Origin of the sequence: uncultured Algoriphagus sp. (assembly GCF_963974365.1) — a bacterium.
Classification (GTDB): domain Bacteria; phylum Bacteroidota; class Bacteroidia; order Cytophagales; family Cyclobacteriaceae; genus Algoriphagus.
Map to the genome: position 1 here is coordinate 37,215 of NZ_CAXBBX010000019.1, position 19,620 is coordinate 56,834.

Consider the following 19,620-nt stretch of genomic DNA (forward strand, 5'->3'; position numbering starts at 1 on the left):
CCCACTGCGTTAACCTCCGCGACCTTTGCGGTTTAAAAAAAAAGCCCAGACTCTCATCCGGGCTTCACAGTACTTTTGTTAAATTATTTCTTTCTCTCCTCAAAAATCTTATCAATCAAGGTAGTGTCTTTGGCTCCAAAGAATCCTTGGCGTTCTGCCAAATCATCCAGATACATATCGATATATTCCTGACTTAGCTCTGAGCTATCACCATATTTTTCTCTCATATCATCCAACTGCTTATGCAAATCTGCTCTTATCTCTGCATAAGCTGGATCATCATAGACATTGGTCAACTCCATAGGGTCTTTCTTACGATCGATCAATTCCCATTCGTCATTATCAAAGTAGTAGTGAACCAGTTTATACTCCTTGGTAATGATCGCATAGTGACGCTTCACCATATGCACCGATGGATATTCGTAATAGTGGTAGTAAACCGCATCACGGGTCCACTTATCTGTTTCCCCAGTAAGCAAAGGCAACAAACTCTCTCCCTGCATATCAGATGGAGCTTCGATCCCTGCTGCAGCTAAGAATGTCTGTGCAAAATCCAGGTTCTGGACCATCTCATCTGATTTGGTTCCTCCTTCTACTTTGCCTGGCCAAGCCATCAATAAAGGTGTTTTGAAAGACTCATTGTACACAAATCGCTTGTCAAACCAACCGTGCTCTCCTAGGTAAAAACCTTGGTCAGAGGTATAGACGATTATCGTATTTTCCATCAAATTATTTGCTTCCAAATAATCCAACACCCGACCTACATTTTCATCCACAGCTTTGATCGTGCCTAGGTAATCCTGCATGTAGCGCTGATATCTCCACTTCATTTTATCCTCTTCCGTCATGGTTGGGTAGGCTTTTTTGAAGTCTTCATTCACTTTCATATACGCCTTGTCCCAGTTGGCACGCTGAGTTTCATTCATTCTGCCTACTTCTCTATCAAAAGCTCCCTTGTCCCAACCGGATGTTCCTTCTATGCCCAATTCGTCCATCACTTCCGGGTAAACTTTTGAGTCCCCAGACCAGTGCATATCTGTCAGGAGATTCATCTCAGCCTCGTGCGCAGCTCTACCTCTTCCTGAGTAGTCATCGAAAAGTGTCGCCGGTTCTTTGAAAGTTCTGTTGGTGAATTCCTCTACATGTCTTTCAGCCGGAAGCCATTCGCGATGTGGCGCCTTGTGAAGGTACATCAACATAAAAGGCTGATCGGCCTTGCGCTCATTTTGCAACCAATCCAAGGTCATATCTGTGATGATATCCGTCACATAGCCTTCAACTTTGATGTTTCCCTCATTTTTGGTGATAAAATCAGGGTTGTAATAAGCACCCTGACCTGGCAAAATCTTGAATTGATCAAAGCCTTTTGGACTGTTTCCGAAGTGCAACTTTCCAAACATGGCCGTCTGATATCCTGCATCCTGAAGGATCTGCGGGAAAGTCACATTTGTGGTATCAAAGGGAAAATGATTATCCACTTTTCCATTGATGTGCGAGTGTTTTCCAGTCAAAATGGTTGCTCTAGAAGGCGCACAGATAGAATTGGTCACAGATGCATTAGTGAAAAGCATCCCCATTTTCGCTATGCGATCAATGTTCGGAGTTTCGATCAAGGTATTGTCGTAAGCAGAAATAGCCTGATACGCATGATCATCCGACATGATAAAGATGATGTTTGGCCGCTCCGCAGTTTTTTCAGCCTCTTCGGTTTTACATGCAAAAGCAAGTATAGCCAAGGAACTGAGGAAAAAAGATTTTAAACTATGCTTCATTTTAAGGTGGTTTTTTGAGTATAGATATTTGTGTTTAAAGATGTCAGTTGCTACACTTTCGTTGGTTTGCCGGATGTCGGATGTCCGATGACCGGTGCGGCCTCAACAATTGATCTGACCTCTTCTTTTATTGCTTGTTTTTCATACTGGCAGAAAGGCAAAGAGTCAAAAGCTTCATAAGAAATACTTAACTTTAGACATCAGCCTACTTCCGTCTTCGGTCTTCCGTCTTCGGTCTTCCGTCTTCGGTCTTCCGTCTTCGTTCACCTTACATCGGGCACCCTACATCGGTCATCCGTCTTCCTCACCCCTCAATAAAACTCTCCTCAAACCTCAAGAAGTGACAAGTATATCCATTCGGGTTTTTCACCAAGTAATCCTGATGATAGTCTTCTGCTGGCCAGAACGGCGCAAAAGGTTCCAACGTAGTCACTACCTTATCAGGCCATTTACCGGATGCATTGACCAAGTCAATCATTTCCTGAGCTTCCGCTTTTTCTTCCTCATTTTGGTAGAAAATCGCTGATCTATAGCTCGAGCCCATGTCATTTCCCTGCTGATCCACCGTCGTAGGATTGTGCATTCTGAAGAAGTAATCCAAAATTTCTTTAAATGACGTTTGGCTTGGATCATAGGTCAATTCTATGCCTTCAGCATGACCTGGATGGTTTTTATAGGTTGGATTTTCATTTTCACCACCTTGGTAACCAACTTCTGTATCTACGATTCCCGGACGTGTTCTGAAGAGATCTTCCATCCCCCAGAAGCAGCCTCCTGCGATGTATGCTTTTTTGGTATTGCTCATTTTGTTTTGGTTTAGCGTTAATGCATTTTGGTTGTAATAATTCACAAGTGCCTGACTTGCCTATTAAAGTCAAATCGGCATTTGTGCTCCAATTTCATCGACAAATAATTAAGTATCGGTCAAAAATGCACGTAGTGAAGGTTTTCGAAGCTTTTTATAGAGCTCCCTTCTCCCAATTGCAATAGGAGTAACAATGCGAAGTTTAAGAAATTCAGCCCGGATTTCGCTTGTACAATGTGGTGGGTAGTATTTCATTGGGGTCAACCGCTACAATTTTCCCGTTCCTTACCACAATCATTGGGCTTTTCTTTTGCTTTTTGTATTCTATAAGCTTTCTGTAAGTTTCCTCTAAACCTTTGACTATTCTATCCCTTTCCTCTTTCAACTGTTCTTTAGTTCCCATAGTAATGCCCTTTTAATTCTTCCCATTGTTTAACATTATTAATTGTCTCTTCATTCAAAGCCCCCTCTGCTATAATCTCATAATCATCTCCTGAATTATTTACAAATAGCCAGTTATCCACTTTATTCAGAAATAAATTGAAAAAATTCTTCAGACCACCTTTATACCTCCTTCTAATTACATCTTCTGGAATATGGTGACCTCCTTCTTTTACTCTTGTTTTCACTCTTGAAATAGCCAATTCTTCAGAATTAAGCCAAAAAAATAAGCAAGTCACTTGATAATCCAATTCCTTTGCTCTATCAATAAACTGGACATAGCTTCTAGTTGAAAGAGTGGTTTCAAAGGCGAAATTTTCTCCTGAGTCTAACAGTTTTTTAATTCGCTTCAACATCAATCTTCCTGCCTCTATTCCCGCTTTTTCTGGCTGAAAAGGAGAAATTCCGCGTGCAATTTCATCAGCATTGACAAATTCCTTACAATCAAGAATCTCTGGCAAAATTGTATAAGAAGCTGTGGTTTTCCCTGCTCCATTACATCCTGCTATGACATATAATTTCTTCATTACATTCAAAGATACGCTTTAGTCCTAATGATTGTGGAAACTTGATAATTCCTATAAAACCTACTTATTTTAATGCTATACTTATTTCAACCATCTATACTATTTGACAAAAGTATCATAGGATTTGGCAGATGCTAAGTTTAAGGCTACTTCGGTCTCCGGTCTTCGGTCTTCCAACCTGTTTACCAAAGAAATAAAGGGAACTGGCATCTTTCCGGATACTAATATCACTTTCCATTCCTCTTGTTATAAACTTCCATATACTCATCCAGGAAACGCTTATCATTCGCATCGCTGTCTCCATACTTTTCGCGAACCTCCTCAAATTTCTTGTGCATCATTTCCCTCACCTCAGCATACTCAGGATTATCGTAGACATTATTCATTTCACTAGGGTCTTTTTCCAGATCGTAAAGTTCCCACTCATCGATGTCATAATAGAAGTGAATCAGCTTGTATCTATCGGTGGCGACGCCATTATGACGCTTCACGCTATGTTCAGCAGGGTATTCGTAATAGGTGTAGTAAACGGCGTCTCTCCATTCTTTACTTTCTCCGCTGACTAGCTTTCTGAAAGACTCGCCCTGCATCTCAGTCGGAGCTTCAATACCTGCATAGTCAAGGAATGTAGGCGCAAAATCAAGATTCTGAACCAAGTTTTTGATGGTAGTTCCTGGCTTGATTTCTTTTGGATACTTTACCAAAAGCGGAGTACGGAAAGATTCCTCGTACATAAATCGCTTATCAAACCAGCCATGCTCTCCCAAGTAAAATCCTTGATCAGAAGTATAAACTACGATGGTGTTTTCTGCCAAACCATTTGCTTCCAAATAATCCAAAACCTCTCCTACTCCATCATCCACGGATTTGATTGTACGCAGGTAATTTTTGATGTAGCGATTGTACTTCCAGATCGCGATCTCACGTTTCTTCTCCATGCTCAAGGTCTTCTCGTCCAGTTGTCCGTAAGCTTTTAGGAAAGCTGCATTCTTTGGATCAAAAGCTTCTCTCCAAGCCTTCAATTGCTCAGGATTGAATCGCTTTAAATCTCCTGCCAAACCAGTACTATCACCGTTAGGATTTACTTCCAGCATCAAATCACGACCCCAACGCATAATCTCATCGATTTCCATTTCCTGCTCACGAGCAGCTGTTCCTCTGCCTTGGTAATTCGTTTCTTCATCAAAGAAATTAGTCGGAGGAGTGAATTCCTTGTCATCATACAATGTCAAGTACTCTGGCGCTGGCTTCCAATTTCTGTGAGGAGCCTTTTGGTGATAAAGCATTACAAAAGGCTTTTCCTTATCTCGTCCATTTTCCAACCAGTCCAAAGCCAAATCGGTAGTAATATCTGTGACGTAGCCTTCTATTCGCTTTTTCTCCCCATTGATTAAAAAGTCGGGATTATAATAGTGACCCTGTCCAGGCAAAACCATAGAATAATCAAAACCCTGAGGCTGTCCGTCCAAGTGGATCTTACCAATTAGTGCTGTAGTGTAGCCATTTGCCTGCATCAGTTTCGGGAAATTATCCTGATCCCAATTGAATGGCTGGATATTATCCACTTTGCCATTCATGAAACTATGCTTACCAGTTAGCAAAACTGCACGGCTTGGAGCGCAGATGGAATTAGTCACTGTTGCTCTCGTAAAAATCGCTCCTTCTTTTGCTATTCGATCTATGTTTGGCGTCTCATTCAACCCTCCACCATAGGCACTAATGGCCTGATAAGCGTGATCATCAGCCATGATAAAGATAATATTGGGCTTTTGGGGTTGCTTTTGCTCCTCCTTAGCGTTGCAGCTAAATGCAAAAGCCGCAACTAAAAAAAGAAAATAGAGTTTTGACTCAGACATAGTGTATTTTTTTATTGAAGTTCGAATTTATAGTTATTTGATCAAATCATGCCGTTTAGAAGAAAATCTATCAAAATTCCATGGCTTGTACGGTATTAAGTGCTGGAATTCAAAACAGAAATTAAGCACTTAATAAATCTACATCGCTTCGATAGACCAAACATTCCATTGTTAATGCGCTGGTAATATCATCGGAAAATTAACCTAATACTATTAGTGAACAAAAAATTAAGAGACAAACTAGGGCTCTAGCACTAATTTAATTATGTTAGTAGCGATTTACCAATAAAGGCAATTGTTTATGCCCCATATTTGGTATTCAACAACCCGATGCAATGACCTCAATAAGCGCATTAGACTTACTAATAATAATTGTGTACCTGCTGGCAATAGTTGTCATTGGGCTATGGTTTTCTTCCAAAAAGAGGAAAACTAGTAAAGGCTATTTTCTTGCGGGGAAATCTTTGACCTGGTCTGTAATCGGCGCTTCACTTTTTGCCTCTAATATTTCTACCGTCCATTTGGTAGGTTTAGCAGAATCAGGATTTATAGACGGCATAGTTTGGGGGAACTTCGAATGGTTCTCAGCATTTGAACTGCTCGTACTCGCTTTTGTATTTATACCATTCTATCTAAGAACGAAAATCACCACGCTTCCTGAGTTTTTGGAAAAGCGATACGATCAGCGTTCCCGTATCATTCTTGCAATATTCAGCATACTGGCGGCTCTATTTATGCATATTGGTGTCAGCTTCTATGCAGGGGCGGTAGTTTTCGAGCAAATATTCGGAATTAACATCCTCAGCTCCATTGTAATTATTGCCCTTGCAACCGGAATATATACCATTATCGGTGGGCTTACTTCAGTCGTAGTCACCGAAACTATTCAGACAGTGATCCTAATTTTAGGTTCGCTAACGGTGACTTTACTTGCAATTTTTGCACTTCCAGATGTAGGAATTACTAGCTATGCGGAATTAAAAAATACTGTTACAGCCGACCGTCTCCATGCAGTAGCTTTTGATTCGGAAGCGAAAGGCTTCACTTTTCTGGATATGCTTTTCGGGCATTTGATTTTAGGTATATGGTATTGGTGTACAGATCAGACGATCGTACAGCGTGTCCTTGGTGCCAAATCAGAAAATCAGGCAAAACTCGGAGCCATTTTCGCAGGCTTTCTGAAGATCCTGCCAGTCTTTATCATGGTGATTCCGGGGATTCTTGCCTTTGCTTTATTCAAAGATGAAATAGGTGGTGACACCAAATCAGTGCTTCCGATTATGATTATGAATCTAATGCCAATCGGGCTAAAAGGATTGATGGTGGCAGCTTTACTCGCAGCAGTGATGAGTTCTGTGGCAGCGGCATTGAATAGCTGCTCCACACTCTTAGTATATGATGTTTTTGGAAGAATCAACCCAAATCTATCGGATAGTAGGAAGATCAGAATTGGACGAATTTCGGCAATAGCGGTTTTAGTGCTGGCTGTGGCGTGGTCTCCATTCTTAGGCAACCTTGGCGCCATTTTCGAACTCATCAATCAGATGTTTTCCATCTTCGCTCCATCTATAGTTGCGGTTTTCTTATTTGGAATTTTGTCTCCAAAAGGAACTTCAACTGCTGCTTTTGTCACCTTACTTGGTGGGAGTTTATTTGCCGGAGTGATTTTCATGATAGAAAAGTATATTCCGATCGGAGGAGTAGAAAATTACATTTCCAGTAGCGAGGGACTTGGTATCAATTGGCTTAGGCAAACCTATATTTTCTTTCTGATCTCCAGTTTGATTTACTGGGCCACTTCATTTACTGATAAACAGGCAAGTTCCGTTACCGGAGATTTCTATCTCAGCATAGAATCGTCCTCTACCAAAACAAAAGTGTTGAGTGCCCTCCTTGTAGCCATAATGCTAACCATTTACATGATTTTCTATTAAAGCAAATATGAATTTAAATCAGTCTCCTATACTTCCTCAGAACCCTCGCCCTATTGCAATTATAGGTGCAGGTGGGATAGTGACAAATGCTCACTTACCTGCTTATACCTTGGCTGGATGGAAGGTCATGGGAGTTTATGATTTGGATAAAGCGAAAAGTGAGACTGCAAAAGCTGAGTTTCCAATTGTATCTCAGACATTTTCTGATTTATCGGAATTGATTAAAGCCGCCGTTGAGCAAAACGCGATAATCGACCTTGCCGTCCCAGCAGATCAGATTATCCAGATTCTTGAGCAGTTGCCTAATGGCACGGCAGTGTTGATCCAAAAGCCAATGGGCGAAGCACTGGCTGAAGCATCTGAAATCCATGAGCTCTGTCTCAAAAAGAAGCTGATCGCAGCAGTGAATTTCCAATTGAAGTTTGCTCCTTATATGCTAGCAGCCAAGGATATGATTAAGCAGGGTTTGCTTGGGGAAATTTATGACTTGGAGCTGAAAGTATGCGTCTTTACACCCTGGCATCTTTGGGAATTTCTGAAAGAAAAACCTAGAATGGAAGTGCTCTACCACAGCGTTCACTACTTGGATTTGATTCGCTCATTTATGGGAAATCCCTCGCGGGTACATGCCAGCACCATCCGTCATCCCAAAATGACAGAATTGGCAGATACACGAAGCTCCATCATTTTGGATTACGATGAATTCACCCAAGCCAGAATTCTAACAAATCATGGACATGAGTTTGGTCTAAAAAACCAAGAATCCTACTTCAAAATAGAAGGAACAAAAGGCGCAATCAAAATAACGATTGGGCTATCTCTAGACTATCCCAAAGGTCAGGCTCCAAAGATGGAGTACTGTCTATTAGATGATCCTAAAGGCTGGCAGGAAATTCCGCTGAAGGGTGGCTGGTTTCCTCATGCATTCATCGGCTCGATGGCGGCCTTGCAGGTAACCTGCGAAAATCCTGGAACTCATTTACCAAACAGTACAGCAGACGCTCTTCAGACTATGAAACTCGTCGAAACAGTTTACAAAGCATCCGAAACGGGTGGAGTCCCATTCGGTAAAATAAGTTGATCCTCATGAAAAAACTACTTTACATCATCTGTTGTCTACTATCACTTACAGCTTTTTCCCAAGAAAAGAACAAGCCAAATGTGTTGTTTATCATCTCTGATGATCTGACTACGACAGCCCTCGGAGCATACGGAAATCCGGCACCAAAAACCCCAGTCATCGATCAGTTGGCGAAGGAGAGCACACTATTTACCCGCGCGTACACACAATATCCAGTTTGCGGACCATCCCGTGCTTCCTTTATGTTTGGCTATTATCCCAATGCTACGCAAACCTATGGCTACGTAAGCGGTAGGGAAAATGTAGGTCCTGACCGACCTTCTTTGGCTGAGCTTTTTAAGCAAAATGGCTACTACACAGCCCGAGTGAGCAAAATCTATCATATGGGCGTGCCGATCGATATAGAAAAAGGGTCAGATGGAACAGATGATCCTGCTTCCTGGACTGAGAAATTTAACTCCCAAGGTCCTGAATGGACGGCTGCAGGTAAAGCAGAACTGGTGCAAAACAACCCTGACGGAAGCATAGAGCGAAAAGGTGGAAATGTGATGACTATAGTCCAAGCTGACGGGGATGACTTGGTACATTCTGACGGTAAAACAGCCGAAAAAGCATCCGAATTGATCCGCCAACATAAAGACAAGCCCTTCTTTCTAGCAGTAGGATTGGTTCGACCTCACGTGCCTTTTGTGGCGCCAGCAAAGTATTTCGATCCATTTCCATATGAAGAAATTAAGCTACCAGAGCAGGTAGAGAATGATTGGGATGATATACCTGAACGTGGTATAAACTACGTCACCAGTGTCAATGCGGAGATGAATGACGTGCAGAAGCAAAAGGCAATTGCTGGGTATTATGCAGCAGTTTCCTATATGGATGCGCAAGTTGGGAAGGTGTTAAAGACGCTGAAAGAAGAAGGATTGGAAGACAATACAATTGTGATTTTCACCTCGGATCATGGTTTCCACCTGGATGAGCACGAGTTCTGGATGAAAGTGAGTTTGCACGAAGAGTCTGTTCTCGTGCCGATGATGATCAAGGTGCCTGGCAAAAAACCGGCTGTAGTAAACTCTTTCACAGAGCTACTGGACCTCTACCCTACATTGGCTGACTTGGCAGGATTGGAATATCCAGCGGCTATTCAGGGGAAAAGTCTGGTTCCTGTTCTACACAATCCTAAGAAAAAAGTGCGGGATTATGCTTTCTCTGTCACGCAGGGAGGCAAGTCCTTTTTGATTCGCACAGATAAGTGGGCTTATATACAGTACAATGAGGATGCCTCAGCAGGAATGGAGCTTTTTGATATGGAAAATGATCCCCAGCAATTTACAAATCTTGCCCATGATCCAGCGCACAAAGCAACTCTAGATGAATTACAGGCAATCCTTAAGAAAAAATTGGCTGAGATAAGAGACAATGATTTGGGTATAAATTATCAAGCTTCGAAATGAAAACTGCATTGAAGAAAATAGCTTTAGCCTGCTTTCTGATTTCCATTTCAGGAATTGCTACTGCACAGTTTCAAGTGAAGCCTTTGCCTGTACAGGCAGTGCTGAAACAAGGCGAAGAAAATCAATTTCTGGACGGACCTTCCACCTTGAAACTGAAGGATTATTTCGTTTGGGGAGGTTCAGTAGTAAAAGGTAAAGATGGGAAATACCACATGCTCTTTGCTCTCTGGGAAAGTGGGGCTGATAAAGAGGAGTTTAATAAAAGCTGGGTCCTGGAAAGCAAGATTGGACATGCTATCTCTGACTATCCTGACAGGGATTTTGAGTTCCAAAAAATTATTCTTCGAGGTGCCCGCTACGATGGAAATGTAGATGCTTGGGATGCGCAAGGCGTCCACAATCCACATGTGAAGGAATTTGATGGATCATTCTATCTCTATTATATAGGCGGAAAAGACCCTGGAGAGCAAACCGCTCCAGATGTGGATAAGAGAAATCGTGTGCAGCAAAGCCAACAACTTGGTGTGATCAAATTCGATTCCTTTGAAGATTTGGAAGCAGGGAAATTCACTCGGCCTACAGAGCCGCTATTAAGTCCACGGACACGTGTCAAGCCTAACCAAGTAGTCAATCCTTCTCCTGAAGGAACCGTAGCTAAGCCAGATAACCTGATTGTGGTGAATCCCTCCGTGGACTACAACCCGAAGACAAAGGAATACATGCTTTTCTTCAAAGGAAACATCTACGAACCATCCTGGAAGGGTGTTCATGGAGTAGCGACTGGACCCACACCTGTAGGGCCATTTACGGCAAGGGATGAATTCATCTTCGATGTACGTATGCCGGACGGGAAAATTGCCAGCACAGAAGATCCTTACGTCTGGTTCTCTACTAAATACGACTGCTTTTTTGCAGTGGTCAAAGACTTTACTGGCACTGTGGCTAAAAGCGAAAAGAAAGTCCTGGCGATCCTAAAATCTGAAGATGGCATCAAATGGGAAATCACGAGCGAGCCTCTTTTTATGAAACGGGAGGTTACTCTTGAAAATGGAGAAATCCTTCATTTAGATCGTCTGGAGCGACCTCAACTACTACTTAGTGATGATGGAATTCCGCTTTACCTCTATTGCGCAGCCGCTGTGGAAAATGTGAACGACAAAAAGGACGGAAGTTCATTTAATATACAAATACCTCTCGCAGTGACCCCTGCAAATTAAAACCTATGCAATCAACCTATGCTGTATTAAAATCAGCAAAACCATTTTAAGAATGAGAAAATCTATTGTAATTAAAAAAGGCCTTTCGAGTGACATGCGCTTTGACTTAAAGGACGGCGCGGGATCTGATGCTGTACATACTAATCCCGTTTATGCCTATGCAGTCTGTAAGCTTGCCACTGATACTGAGTTGGAAGGAGTAGGTCTTGCCTTCACTTTAGGATCTGGAAATAAAATTGTTTGCGACGCGATAGAATACCTAGTCAAACACATAGAAGGTAAAGAGATCTATGAACTGATGTCGGACTTTGGAACTACCTATAAAAAAATGGCAGATGACCCAAACTTCCGTTGGTTAGGCCCGCATAAGGGCGTGGTTCAATTGGCATTGGCAGCGATAGTGAATGCTTGCTATGATCTTTGGGCAAAAGCGGAAGAAGTTCCCTTGTGGAAATTACTTACTGATTTGAGTCCTGAGCAATTGGTAAACACGCTGGACTTCTCTTACTATGAGGACATTCTACCAAAGCATGAGGCCATTGAGTTGATCAAAAATCAGAAAGCTGGAATTACAGCACGTGAAAACATCATCAAAACTGGTTACCCTGGCTACGATACTTCGATTGGCTGGTTCAATTATTCTGACGAAAAAATCATCCAAAATGTGGAAGCTGCTATGGATAATGGGTTCGCTGCAATGAAACTAAAGGTAGGAGCTCAAAATGCAGCTCATGATATCCGAAGAGCCGAATTGGTGAGGAAAGTAGCTGGAGATCAGGCCACCATTATGTTTGATGCAAATCAGCAATGGAATTTACCTCAAGCAATTGATATTTGCTCCAAATTAAAAGAACTCAATCCTTATTGGATAGAGGAACCAACTCATCCAGATGATGTCTTTGCCCATATGGCTTTGGCAAAATCGGTCGATGTACCTCTTGCGCTGGGCGAGCATGTTCCGAACAAGGTGATATTCAAAAACTTCATTCAATCTGGATGCATGTCATTCAATCAGGTGGATGCTGTACGGGTAGGTGGAGTTTCTGAGTTCATTTTGATCAGTTTACTTTCCCGCAAATACAATATACCGGTAGTCCCACACGTGGGAGATATGGGACAGATTCACCAGCATTTGGTCTTATTCAATCATATTACTTTGGGACATCCTGCTTTGCTTTTGGAATACATTCCTCATTTACGTGAGTATTTTAAGTCCCCGGCAATTGTCAAGGATGGCAAGTACCTAACTCCCATGGAGCCAGGAATGAGCGCGGATCTTTTACAATACGAATACTACTATTAAGGGAGCACGGTAGCCAACTACCAAAATTGCTCAACAGGTTTCTAAAACAATCTTCAAATGAATATTTCTTTTAAAAAAGTACCCATTGCAAGGTATGCCCTAGGGATTTTAGGTTGGCTGTCGCTCCAGACAATTTGTTTCGCGCAAGATGACTTGCAAATTTCTAAATCCATTCTGCCAGTGGATACCGAAAATATCTTTCGAACGGAAGGTTATTGCAATTGGGGCGGATCGATTGTCAAAGGAAATGATGATATGTACCATCTCTTTTATTCCCGATGGCCAAAATCCACCAGTTTTAAAGGCTGGTTAGTTTACTCTGAGATAGCTCATGCTGTGTCGAGCAGCCCAACAGGACCTTGGGAATACAAGGAAACAGTTTTGAAGAGCAATGGAAAAGGGCATTGGGACGCCATAACTGCACATAATCCCAAGATCAAATACTTTGAGGGCAAGTATTACCTCTACTACATATCCACGAATCTGGGTGATAACTTAGATTATTCAGAAAGTGATTTAAAGAGTTTTAGCCAGAAGGATTTGAAAGATCCAAACAGGCATATTCTCAGATCAAATCAGCGTACCGGAGTGGCTGTTTCAAATTCGCTTTCTGGTCCATGGGTGAGACAGTCCGTGCCCCTTATAGAACCTTCAGGCCCTATCACGACTTTGACCGTGAATCCAGCGGTGACCCGAGGCAAGGATGGGAGATATTATATGATTGTCAAAGGTGATAAACCAAATGAAACAAAATTTATCAGAAATCAGGCTATAGCTATAAGCGATCACCCTGATGGACCTTATGAGATTCAACCTGACCCGGTAATTGATTATTTGGACACCGAAGACATGTCACTTTGGTACGATGAGCAGCGTGAAGTTTACTATGGGATCTTCCATGCGTCTGATGGATTTATAGGTTTGGTCAGCTCTTCTGATGGTCTCCAATGGCAAAAAGCTTCAGAGTATCGAATCATGCCAAAAGAAATAAAGATGAAAGACGGATCTATCCTCAAACCCGATAGACTAGAACGACCATTTGTATATCAAGAAAGTGGAAATCTGATCACCTTAGGGTTAGCCGCTAAACAAGGCGATGATTCATTTATTGTTTTTATCCCGCTTAAGGATTGAACTTCCAAAATTGACACATAAAACCATAATTTTTAATAATCAATACATTAGATTCTTTTAGATAAAAAAGATATTGGCATTTAAAGATCTAATTATCGAAACAGAATTTTGCTTCTGAAATACAGCAAATACAAGTGTGGTGATTAAAGGGTATCCACTGGAATAAATTTTTCCGACAATAAAATAGTGCATACGCACTATTTTATATATTTTGGAACAGAAATTCAACTCGAAGGTGTACACTCAAATTATGTATTCTCTATGAATCATCTCATTCATAAGTGAAAACCCACATCAGAATCCTGGCAACGAAAAAGGTTAATACAATTAGACTAATTGAGAATAAATTTGAATGATATCTACAATAATAATTACTTATAATCTCCTTTTTTATTAATTCAGATTATCTTGAGTGCCCATCTTTTTTATCTATCAATAAATCGAAATGGAAAAATCTAAAAAGATCAAAACAAAGGATAAAATCTTATTAACTGCCATCAAGCAATACAACGAGGTAGGCGTCCAAGGTGTGACTAGTCGACATATTGCTGGAGAAATAGGCATTAGCCATGGTAATTTAGATTACCACTACAAAACCAAAGAGGACTTGCTATTGGCAATCCATGAGAAAATGAGGGAGGAAATGAGTGGCATTTATGAAAACCAAAACACTATTAATTCCTCAATAGAAAACTTCCATTTGCTATTGATCCAGTTTGAAGAGTTTCAGTACCGTTATAGATTTTTCAACTTAGACGTCCTGGAAATTACCCGCTCATTCCCGGAGGTAAGCAAATTGATACAAAGCACCTTAGAACTCAGAAAATCTCAAACTGAACTTCTATTCGAAAGGCTAATTGAAGAGAACTTTATCGCAAGTAATTACGCTGAAGAAGCTGAGAGAATCCAACATATTATCCGTATGGTTATTTCCTTTTGGCTATCACAACGTGAAGTATTGATTGCCTACAACTTTACTGAAAAGGGTGAAATGGTCAAAAGTATCTGGGCAATAATCAATCCCTACCTGACTGAAAAAGGCAAAGAAGAAAAAGAAAAAGTCATAGCCAAATACGGTTATACACAGCTCGAATCAAATAATGCACAGTAAAATCACAGTTTTCGGTCTAGGCTTAGCGCTTTTATCCCTTATTACAATACAAGACAACTTAGCCCAGACACCGCAGAGTAAACCAAACGTCCTCTTTCTTTTCGCAGATGATCAGCGTGCAGATGCACTGGGCGCGTCCGGAAATCCCTACATTCAAACGCCAAATCTGGATCAGTTGGCTAGTGAAGGGAGTCGTTTTGCCAATGCCTATGTAATGGGTGGAAATCACGGGGCAGTCTGCGCAGCAAGCCGAGCTATGTTACTCAGTGGCAAAAGCTTATTTCACGTTTATGACAAACTCAAGGATGAGCGAACCATGCCTATGGACTTTGCTCAGGCAGGATATTCTACATTCGGTACCGGCAAATGGCATAATGAAAAGGAGGCTTTCGAAGCGAGTTTCCAGCAGGCAAAAAATGTCTATCTAGGCGGAATGGCTGATCACTACAGTGTAGCTATGCGTGATTATGACGAAAACGGAAAACTCGGAGAAGCAACCAACAAAGGTTATTCTACAGAGGTTTTTGCCCAAGGGGCGATTGATTTCATCAATTCACACGCGAAATCAGGTTCAGACAAACCCTTCTTTGCTTACGTAGCTTTCACTGCACCTCATGATCCGTATTCTCCGGAAGCTGGCTACATCAATCACTATCCGGATGGTTCTTTACCTCTTCCGGGAAATTACAAACCATATCATCCTTTCGAATTCGATAACTTAATGGTACGTGACGAATTACTTACCGGCTGGCCAAGAAAGCCTGAGGTGATCCAGATGATACTTTCTGACTATTATGCGTTGGTAACTCACTTGGATACTCAGATTGGAAAAATCATCCAAACCCTGAAAGACAATAATCTTTACGACAATACCATCATCGTTTATGCGGCTGATAATGGTTTGGCAGCGGGAAGTCATGGATTGCTTGGAAAGCAAAGTCTCTACGAGCACAGCACCAACGTACCTATGATCATCAAAGGCCCTGGAGTTCCGAAGAACGAAACCTTCGATGCCATGGTCTATCTCTATGATCTTTACCCTACCTTATCCGAATTGGCTGGTTTACCGAAGCCAACTCAGGTTGATGGAAAGAGCTTGGCTCCTATTCTCAATGGAAAAGAAACAGAAGTGAGAAATAGCCTTTTTACTGCCTACCGATATACGGTGCGGGCAGTGAGGACACCAGAATGGAAGCTGATCAGGTATCCAGAACGTGATTACACCCAGCTTTTCAACTTGAAAAACGATCCTTTGGAATTGAATAATCTTGCTGAAAACAAGGAGTATTCCAGCACCAAAGATGAGTTGATGAAACAGCTACAAGACTGGCAGAAAGCTTCAGGTGACACCGCTGCTTTGACTACCAAGGTGATCAAACCACTTGAGTATGATCCAGCCAAACTTACTAGAAAACCAGATCGCTGGCAGCCAGATTATACGCTGAAGAGGTATTTTGGAGAGATAGATAGGTAGAAGTAAGGAATAGCAATTGTTGCCCGATTTCATGATATTACCCTGTTCATAAATGAACAGCTAAAACTATAAAAACACCATCTCCATGACAGAGAAGGTGTTTTTTGGAGCTGGAACATATTTTGCAATTTTTGCTCCTAAATCAAATCCAACCACATGCTAAGCTTCCTTCTTTGGTGCATCCTTTTTATCCTTTGCTGGCCATTAGCCATTATCGCTCTTCTCCTCTACCCAATAGTATGGCTTCTATTACTTCCTTTTAGGCTATTGGGATTTGCTGTTGATCTTTCCTTTGACCTGATCAGAAACATCTTTATGCTGCCATTCACTTTGGTAGGCAAGCGATAGAAAGCAACTTATTTGGAGTGATATTGCTTTACCAATTTCATGATTTTGTGAAAGATCTCTGTGTTTTCATAAACACCTCTGAAATCACCCGAATGTGCGCCATAAGCAAAAATAGGAACCATAATCCCGGTATGATCATCAGAATGGTAAGCTAGCTCTACTGCGCCAGACGTAATATCACCCTGCGGAATAGAAACCCCGCCAGTCTCATGATCGGCAGTAATGATCACCAAAGTTCCGGGATTTTGGTCTGCAAACTGTATCACTTCAGCTATTGCCAGATCAAAATCCAACATTTCGGAAACTATCATGGAGCTGTTATTCTCATGCCCTCCCGAATCGATATTGGCTGCCTCCACCATTAGGAAAAAAGGCGCATTTTTTTTCGCTAAAAAGTCAAGACCAAAGGCCGTACTCTCTACCAAATATTCTCCTCTTCCTTCCAGCTTTTTAGGCAAAGCATCATTTGCAACAAAATAACCTATTCTCTCCGCCGATGTTTCGCCCAGATTCTCCACCAGGGTAAAACCAGCATCTTGGAGATTTTTCGACTCTGAGGAAAATTTTGCTCCTCCACCAGCGATAAACATGTCCAGTTTACTTTTAGACAAATACGATGCAATCTGATCTGCATCGTCACGCTCAGGATGATGCGCATAGAAAGAGGCTGGCGTTGCCCCTGTCAGTTGATCCGTGGTGATGATGCCACTCGCAAAACCGTACTCATCCAGAATATCTGGCAAATTCACAAGAGGCTTCCCATCAGGGCCCACTCCTATCGCTCGATTGTTCGTTTTCTCTCCCGTGGCATATGCTGTCGCACCTGCCGCTGAGTCGGTTGTAAAATCGTCTGCCGCTTGAGTTTTCACCAAACCCAGATTCTTCAGCTGAGTCAGGTTCAATTGATTACCATTGGAAAATAAAGCTGCAGAAATCTGAGCCAAGCCATTACCATCCCCTATCATCAGAATCACATTTCGTACAGGCACATTGGCTCCATCCAGTTCGAATGTAGGCTGATACACTTCATGTTTTGAGGTATTATGATAGACACTTTTAGTCAGCTTACTGAGGTAATCAGCAGCATCATTTGGATGATCTGTGTTGATGTAATCTTCTCCCATTTCATAGAAAGCCTTCCATGCAGACTTGCTATCCGGCGATCCCCAAAAGCGCACAGGCTTACCAAAACTATGAACCAAATCAATGAAGTTTTGAATCTTTATCCGTTGCTCCTCCACCATTCTACCCTTTCCATTCCAGATAGAAAACTGCCTAAAACTCAGGCTCACCATTCCGATTTTATCCCAAGGCAAATCCTTGCTTAATTCCTTACTTTGATAGTCAAAAAGCATCCAATCCGGATAATTTTTATAATCGTCAGGATTTGGTCTATTTCCGGAAATGATCAATTTCAATCCACCCGGATTACTTTCAGAAAAAAGCACACCCTGATAGTTCAACATGCTTTGCTCTAATACTTCCAAGGTAGAATAAGCTTCCGTCTTCAGGTCCACAAGCAAATGAAAATTGATGGAAGGAATAATATCATTTTTTAATCCTTCTTTAATTGGGTCTAAATACAAGCTTTCTATGGTACGTCGAGAGTCTATACTCTCCACTTCATGAGCAGCCATCAGCATACCATCTTTCAGGATTAAATCGACTTCAATAGAAGTAGCTCCTGCACCATACGCCGTCCAAAACGGCACAGTCTGCAAATAGTCGTTGTGGGAATGGATTTGAAATGCTGCCTGATTCTGAGCAGAAAGGCCAAAAGAAATCAGTAGTAGCAGTAATAACTGAGTTAAAAAGGATTTATTCATGCCTAAAATTAGGGTATTCAATAGGATTAAATGCCTTCATTATGTTCAAAAAACAAAGCCTTAACATATTCATAAACTATAAAGCATTTGAGTAAAACACAGAAACCAGCGTAAAGAATTAATACCCTAATAATAAAGCTATTGTATAGCTGACTTCGATTTCAGATTCCTCTAAATCATAACATAAACATGAACCAAAAAACAAAAATCATCTTCAAATTAGTAGGAACTTGCTATCCAAAATACATCTTATGAAAACCACCACCAAGGTACTGTTTCTAGCTTTTTGCTTGTTTTTTTACTCTGCTATTTCTGCTCAAGACCTCAAAATCAACCAAATTCAGGTAATCGGCAGTCACAATAGTTACAAAAGCCAAATGGCACCAGAACTAATTGACTATTTGGCTAAATTGAACCCGCCTGCTGCCCAAAGTTTAGAATACGCACATATTCCGCTAGAATCGCAGTTAGATCTGGGACTTAGAAATTTGGAACTTGACGTGTACCACGATCCCGCAGGAGGAAGATATTCAAACCCAAAAGGATTGGAAATAATCAAGGCCAGCGGAGGAAATATTTCTGATTATGATCCTAGCGATGCACTTTCCAAGCCTGGAATGAAACTGTTTCATGTGCAGGATCTGGATTTTCAGTCACACTACTTACTTTTTGCGGATGCTTTGACAGCACTCAAAAAATGGAGCGACAACAATCCTGAGCACTATCCTATTTTCATTTTGATCAATGCAAAAGATGGAAACATCCCAGGCACTCGCGCTACTTTACCTTTCACTGCTGCTGCGCTGGATAGCATTGACCTGGAAATAAGGACACATTTAGGAATGAATAAGCTAATCACTCCAGATAGGGTAAAAGGAAAGTATGCTGATTTGGAAGCTGGCGTGTTGGCTGGAAACTGGCCTAAATTGGATGATGCAAAAGGAAAATTCCTTTTTGTTTTGGATGAAAGTGAGGAGAAAATCGATCGATATCTCGAAGCTAAGCCTGAGCTAAGGCATGCGGTGCTTTTTGTGAATAAAAAAGAAGGTAATTCTACCGCTGGATTCAGGATTATTAATAATGCAGTGAAAGATGAAGCCTACATCAGAGACCTGGTTAATAAAGGATATATGATTCGAACTCGCGCGGATTCTGACACGAAACAGGCCAGAGCAAATGATTACGCCACATTTGAAAAGGCAAAAGCTTCTGGCGCACAAGTAATCTCAACGGACTATTATTACCCTTCAACCTTCTTCAAATCAGATTACAAAGTTAATTTCGAAGGAAACCTGTACGAAAGACCTAATCCAGTATTGGTCAACAAATAGCTTTACTGC

16 protein-coding genes are annotated in these 19,620 nt (G+C 41.4%); 10 read left to right on the plus strand and 6 right to left on the minus strand.

Translation table 11 applies throughout. From position 1 onward, the window contains the following. Nucleotides 1-83: 83 nt before the first annotated feature. From AACZ87_RS20705 to AACZ87_RS20725, 5 genes are all read right to left on the minus strand, one after another. The gene (locus AACZ87_RS20705) at nucleotides 84-1,772 is read right to left on the minus strand and encodes a sulfatase (RefSeq protein WP_339869987.1); all 1,689 of its coding nucleotides are present in this window, start codon (nucleotides 1,770-1,772) and stop codon (nucleotides 84-86) included. A gap of 304 nt (nucleotides 1,773-2,076) precedes the next feature. Further along, nucleotides 2,077-2,577: a peptide-methionine (S)-S-oxide reductase MsrA gene (msrA, locus tag AACZ87_RS20710; protein ID WP_339869988.1), complete on the minus strand. Its 501-nt coding sequence runs from the start codon at nucleotides 2,575-2,577 to the stop codon at nucleotides 2,077-2,079. A 211-nt stretch (nucleotides 2,578-2,788) separates the two neighbouring features. Next, nucleotides 2,789-2,980, minus strand: coding sequence for a hypothetical protein (locus tag AACZ87_RS20715; RefSeq protein WP_339869989.1), 192 nt, complete (start codon nucleotides 2,978-2,980; stop codon nucleotides 2,789-2,791). Next, nucleotides 2,970-3,545, minus strand: coding sequence for a zeta toxin family protein (locus AACZ87_RS20720; protein WP_339869990.1), 576 nt, complete (start codon nucleotides 3,543-3,545; stop codon nucleotides 2,970-2,972). The genes AACZ87_RS20715 and AACZ87_RS20720 overlap by 11 nt, the downstream gene beginning before the upstream one ends. A 227-nt stretch (nucleotides 3,546-3,772) precedes the next feature. Continuing rightward, entirely contained in the window at nucleotides 3,773-5,401 is a 1,629-nt protein-coding gene (locus tag AACZ87_RS20725; RefSeq protein WP_339869991.1) for a sulfatase, read from the minus strand. A 335-nt stretch (nucleotides 5,402-5,736) separates the two neighbouring features. Between AACZ87_RS20725 and AACZ87_RS20730 the strand changes: the two genes are divergently transcribed. From AACZ87_RS20730 to AACZ87_RS20770, 9 genes are all read left to right on the plus strand, one after another. After that, on the plus strand, nucleotides 5,737-7,335 hold the full coding sequence (locus AACZ87_RS20730; protein WP_339869992.1) for a sodium/solute symporter: 1,599 nt from the start codon (nucleotides 5,737-5,739) through the stop codon (nucleotides 7,333-7,335). Between the two features lie 7 nt (nucleotides 7,336-7,342). Next, nucleotides 7,343-8,416 (plus strand): Gfo/Idh/MocA family oxidoreductase, encoded by a 1,074-nt coding sequence (locus tag AACZ87_RS20735; protein WP_339869993.1) that lies wholly within the window; start codon nucleotides 7,343-7,345, stop codon nucleotides 8,414-8,416. A gap of 5 nt (nucleotides 8,417-8,421) precedes the next feature. Further along, on the plus strand, nucleotides 8,422-9,867 hold the full coding sequence (locus AACZ87_RS20740) for a sulfatase (protein WP_339869994.1): 1,446 nt from the start codon (nucleotides 8,422-8,424) through the stop codon (nucleotides 9,865-9,867). Continuing rightward, complete coding sequence (locus AACZ87_RS20745) at nucleotides 9,864-11,084, plus strand: glycoside hydrolase family protein (RefSeq protein ID WP_339869995.1); 1,221 nt, start codon at nucleotides 9,864-9,866, stop codon at nucleotides 11,082-11,084. Before AACZ87_RS20740 ends, AACZ87_RS20745 begins: the two co-directional genes overlap by 4 nt. Before the next feature lie 52 nt (nucleotides 11,085-11,136). Further along, on the plus strand, nucleotides 11,137-12,387 hold the full coding sequence (locus tag AACZ87_RS20750; RefSeq protein WP_339869996.1) for an enolase C-terminal domain-like protein: 1,251 nt from the start codon (nucleotides 11,137-11,139) through the stop codon (nucleotides 12,385-12,387). A gap of 57 nt (nucleotides 12,388-12,444) precedes the next feature. Further along, on the plus strand, nucleotides 12,445-13,521 hold the full coding sequence (locus tag AACZ87_RS20755; RefSeq protein WP_339869997.1) for a glycoside hydrolase family protein: 1,077 nt from the start codon (nucleotides 12,445-12,447) through the stop codon (nucleotides 13,519-13,521). A gap of 445 nt (nucleotides 13,522-13,966) precedes the next feature. Further along, complete coding sequence (locus tag AACZ87_RS20760; protein ID WP_339869998.1) at nucleotides 13,967-14,632, plus strand: TetR/AcrR family transcriptional regulator; 666 nt, start codon at nucleotides 13,967-13,969, stop codon at nucleotides 14,630-14,632. Continuing rightward, on the plus strand, nucleotides 14,622-16,106 hold the full coding sequence (locus AACZ87_RS20765; protein ID WP_339869999.1) for a sulfatase-like hydrolase/transferase: 1,485 nt from the start codon (nucleotides 14,622-14,624) through the stop codon (nucleotides 16,104-16,106). Before AACZ87_RS20760 ends, AACZ87_RS20765 begins: the two co-directional genes overlap by 11 nt. Nucleotides 16,107-16,262: 156 nt before the next feature. Continuing rightward, nucleotides 16,263-16,454, plus strand: coding sequence for a hypothetical protein (locus AACZ87_RS20770; RefSeq protein WP_283411681.1), 192 nt, complete (start codon nucleotides 16,263-16,265; stop codon nucleotides 16,452-16,454). Nucleotides 16,455-16,462: 8 nt separating this feature from the next. Here AACZ87_RS20770 and AACZ87_RS20775 read toward each other — a convergent pair whose 3' ends face one another. Next, the gene (locus AACZ87_RS20775) at nucleotides 16,463-18,280 is read right to left on the minus strand and encodes an alkaline phosphatase (protein WP_339870000.1); all 1,818 of its coding nucleotides are present in this window, start codon (nucleotides 18,278-18,280) and stop codon (nucleotides 16,463-16,465) included. A 251-nt stretch (nucleotides 18,281-18,531) separates the two neighbouring features. Here AACZ87_RS20775 and AACZ87_RS20780 point away from each other — a divergent pair, with 251 nt between their 5' ends. Then, complete coding sequence (locus AACZ87_RS20780) at nucleotides 18,532-19,611, plus strand: phosphatidylinositol-specific phospholipase C1-like protein (protein WP_339870001.1); 1,080 nt, start codon at nucleotides 18,532-18,534, stop codon at nucleotides 19,609-19,611. The last annotated feature ends 9 nt before the right edge of the window (nucleotides 19,612-19,620 follow it).

Excerpts from the sequence above, each read along its gene's own strand:
- AACZ87_RS20775 (WP_339870000.1), bottom strand. The coding sequence starts at position 18,280 with ATGAATAAATCCTTTTTAACTCAGTTATTACTGCTACTACTGATTTCT.
- AACZ87_RS20740 (WP_339869994.1), top strand. The coding sequence starts at position 8,422 with ATGAAAAAACTACTTTACATCATCTGTTGTCTACTATCACTTACAGCT.
- msrA (WP_339869988.1), bottom strand. The coding sequence starts at position 2,577 with ATGAGCAATACCAAAAAAGCATACATCGCAGGAGGCTGCTTCTGGGGG.
- AACZ87_RS20715 (WP_339869989.1), bottom strand. The coding sequence starts at position 2,980 with ATGGGAACTAAAGAACAGTTGAAAGAGGAAAGGGATAGAATAGTCAAA.
- AACZ87_RS20780 (WP_339870001.1), top strand. The coding sequence starts at position 18,532 with ATGAAAACCACCACCAAGGTACTGTTTCTAGCTTTTTGCTTGTTTTTT.
- AACZ87_RS20755 (WP_339869997.1), top strand. The coding sequence starts at position 12,445 with ATGAATATTTCTTTTAAAAAAGTACCCATTGCAAGGTATGCCCTAGGG.
- AACZ87_RS20725 (WP_339869991.1), bottom strand. The coding sequence starts at position 5,401 with ATGTCTGAGTCAAAACTCTATTTTCTTTTTTTAGTTGCGGCTTTTGCA.
- AACZ87_RS20770 (WP_283411681.1), top strand. The coding sequence starts at position 16,263 with ATGCTAAGCTTCCTTCTTTGGTGCATCCTTTTTATCCTTTGCTGGCCA.
- AACZ87_RS20705 (WP_339869987.1), bottom strand. The coding sequence starts at position 1,772 with ATGAAGCATAGTTTAAAATCTTTTTTCCTCAGTTCCTTGGCTATACTT.
- AACZ87_RS20750 (WP_339869996.1), top strand. The coding sequence starts at position 11,137 with ATGAGAAAATCTATTGTAATTAAAAAAGGCCTTTCGAGTGACATGCGC.
- AACZ87_RS20745 (WP_339869995.1), top strand. The coding sequence starts at position 9,864 with ATGAAAACTGCATTGAAGAAAATAGCTTTAGCCTGCTTTCTGATTTCC.
- AACZ87_RS20720 (WP_339869990.1), bottom strand. The coding sequence starts at position 3,545 with ATGAAGAAATTATATGTCATAGCAGGATGTAATGGAGCAGGGAAAACC.
- AACZ87_RS20735 (WP_339869993.1), top strand. The coding sequence starts at position 7,343 with ATGAATTTAAATCAGTCTCCTATACTTCCTCAGAACCCTCGCCCTATT.
- AACZ87_RS20765 (WP_339869999.1), top strand. The coding sequence starts at position 14,622 with ATGCACAGTAAAATCACAGTTTTCGGTCTAGGCTTAGCGCTTTTATCC.
- AACZ87_RS20760 (WP_339869998.1), top strand. The coding sequence starts at position 13,967 with ATGGAAAAATCTAAAAAGATCAAAACAAAGGATAAAATCTTATTAACT.
- AACZ87_RS20730 (WP_339869992.1), top strand. The coding sequence starts at position 5,737 with ATGACCTCAATAAGCGCATTAGACTTACTAATAATAATTGTGTACCTG.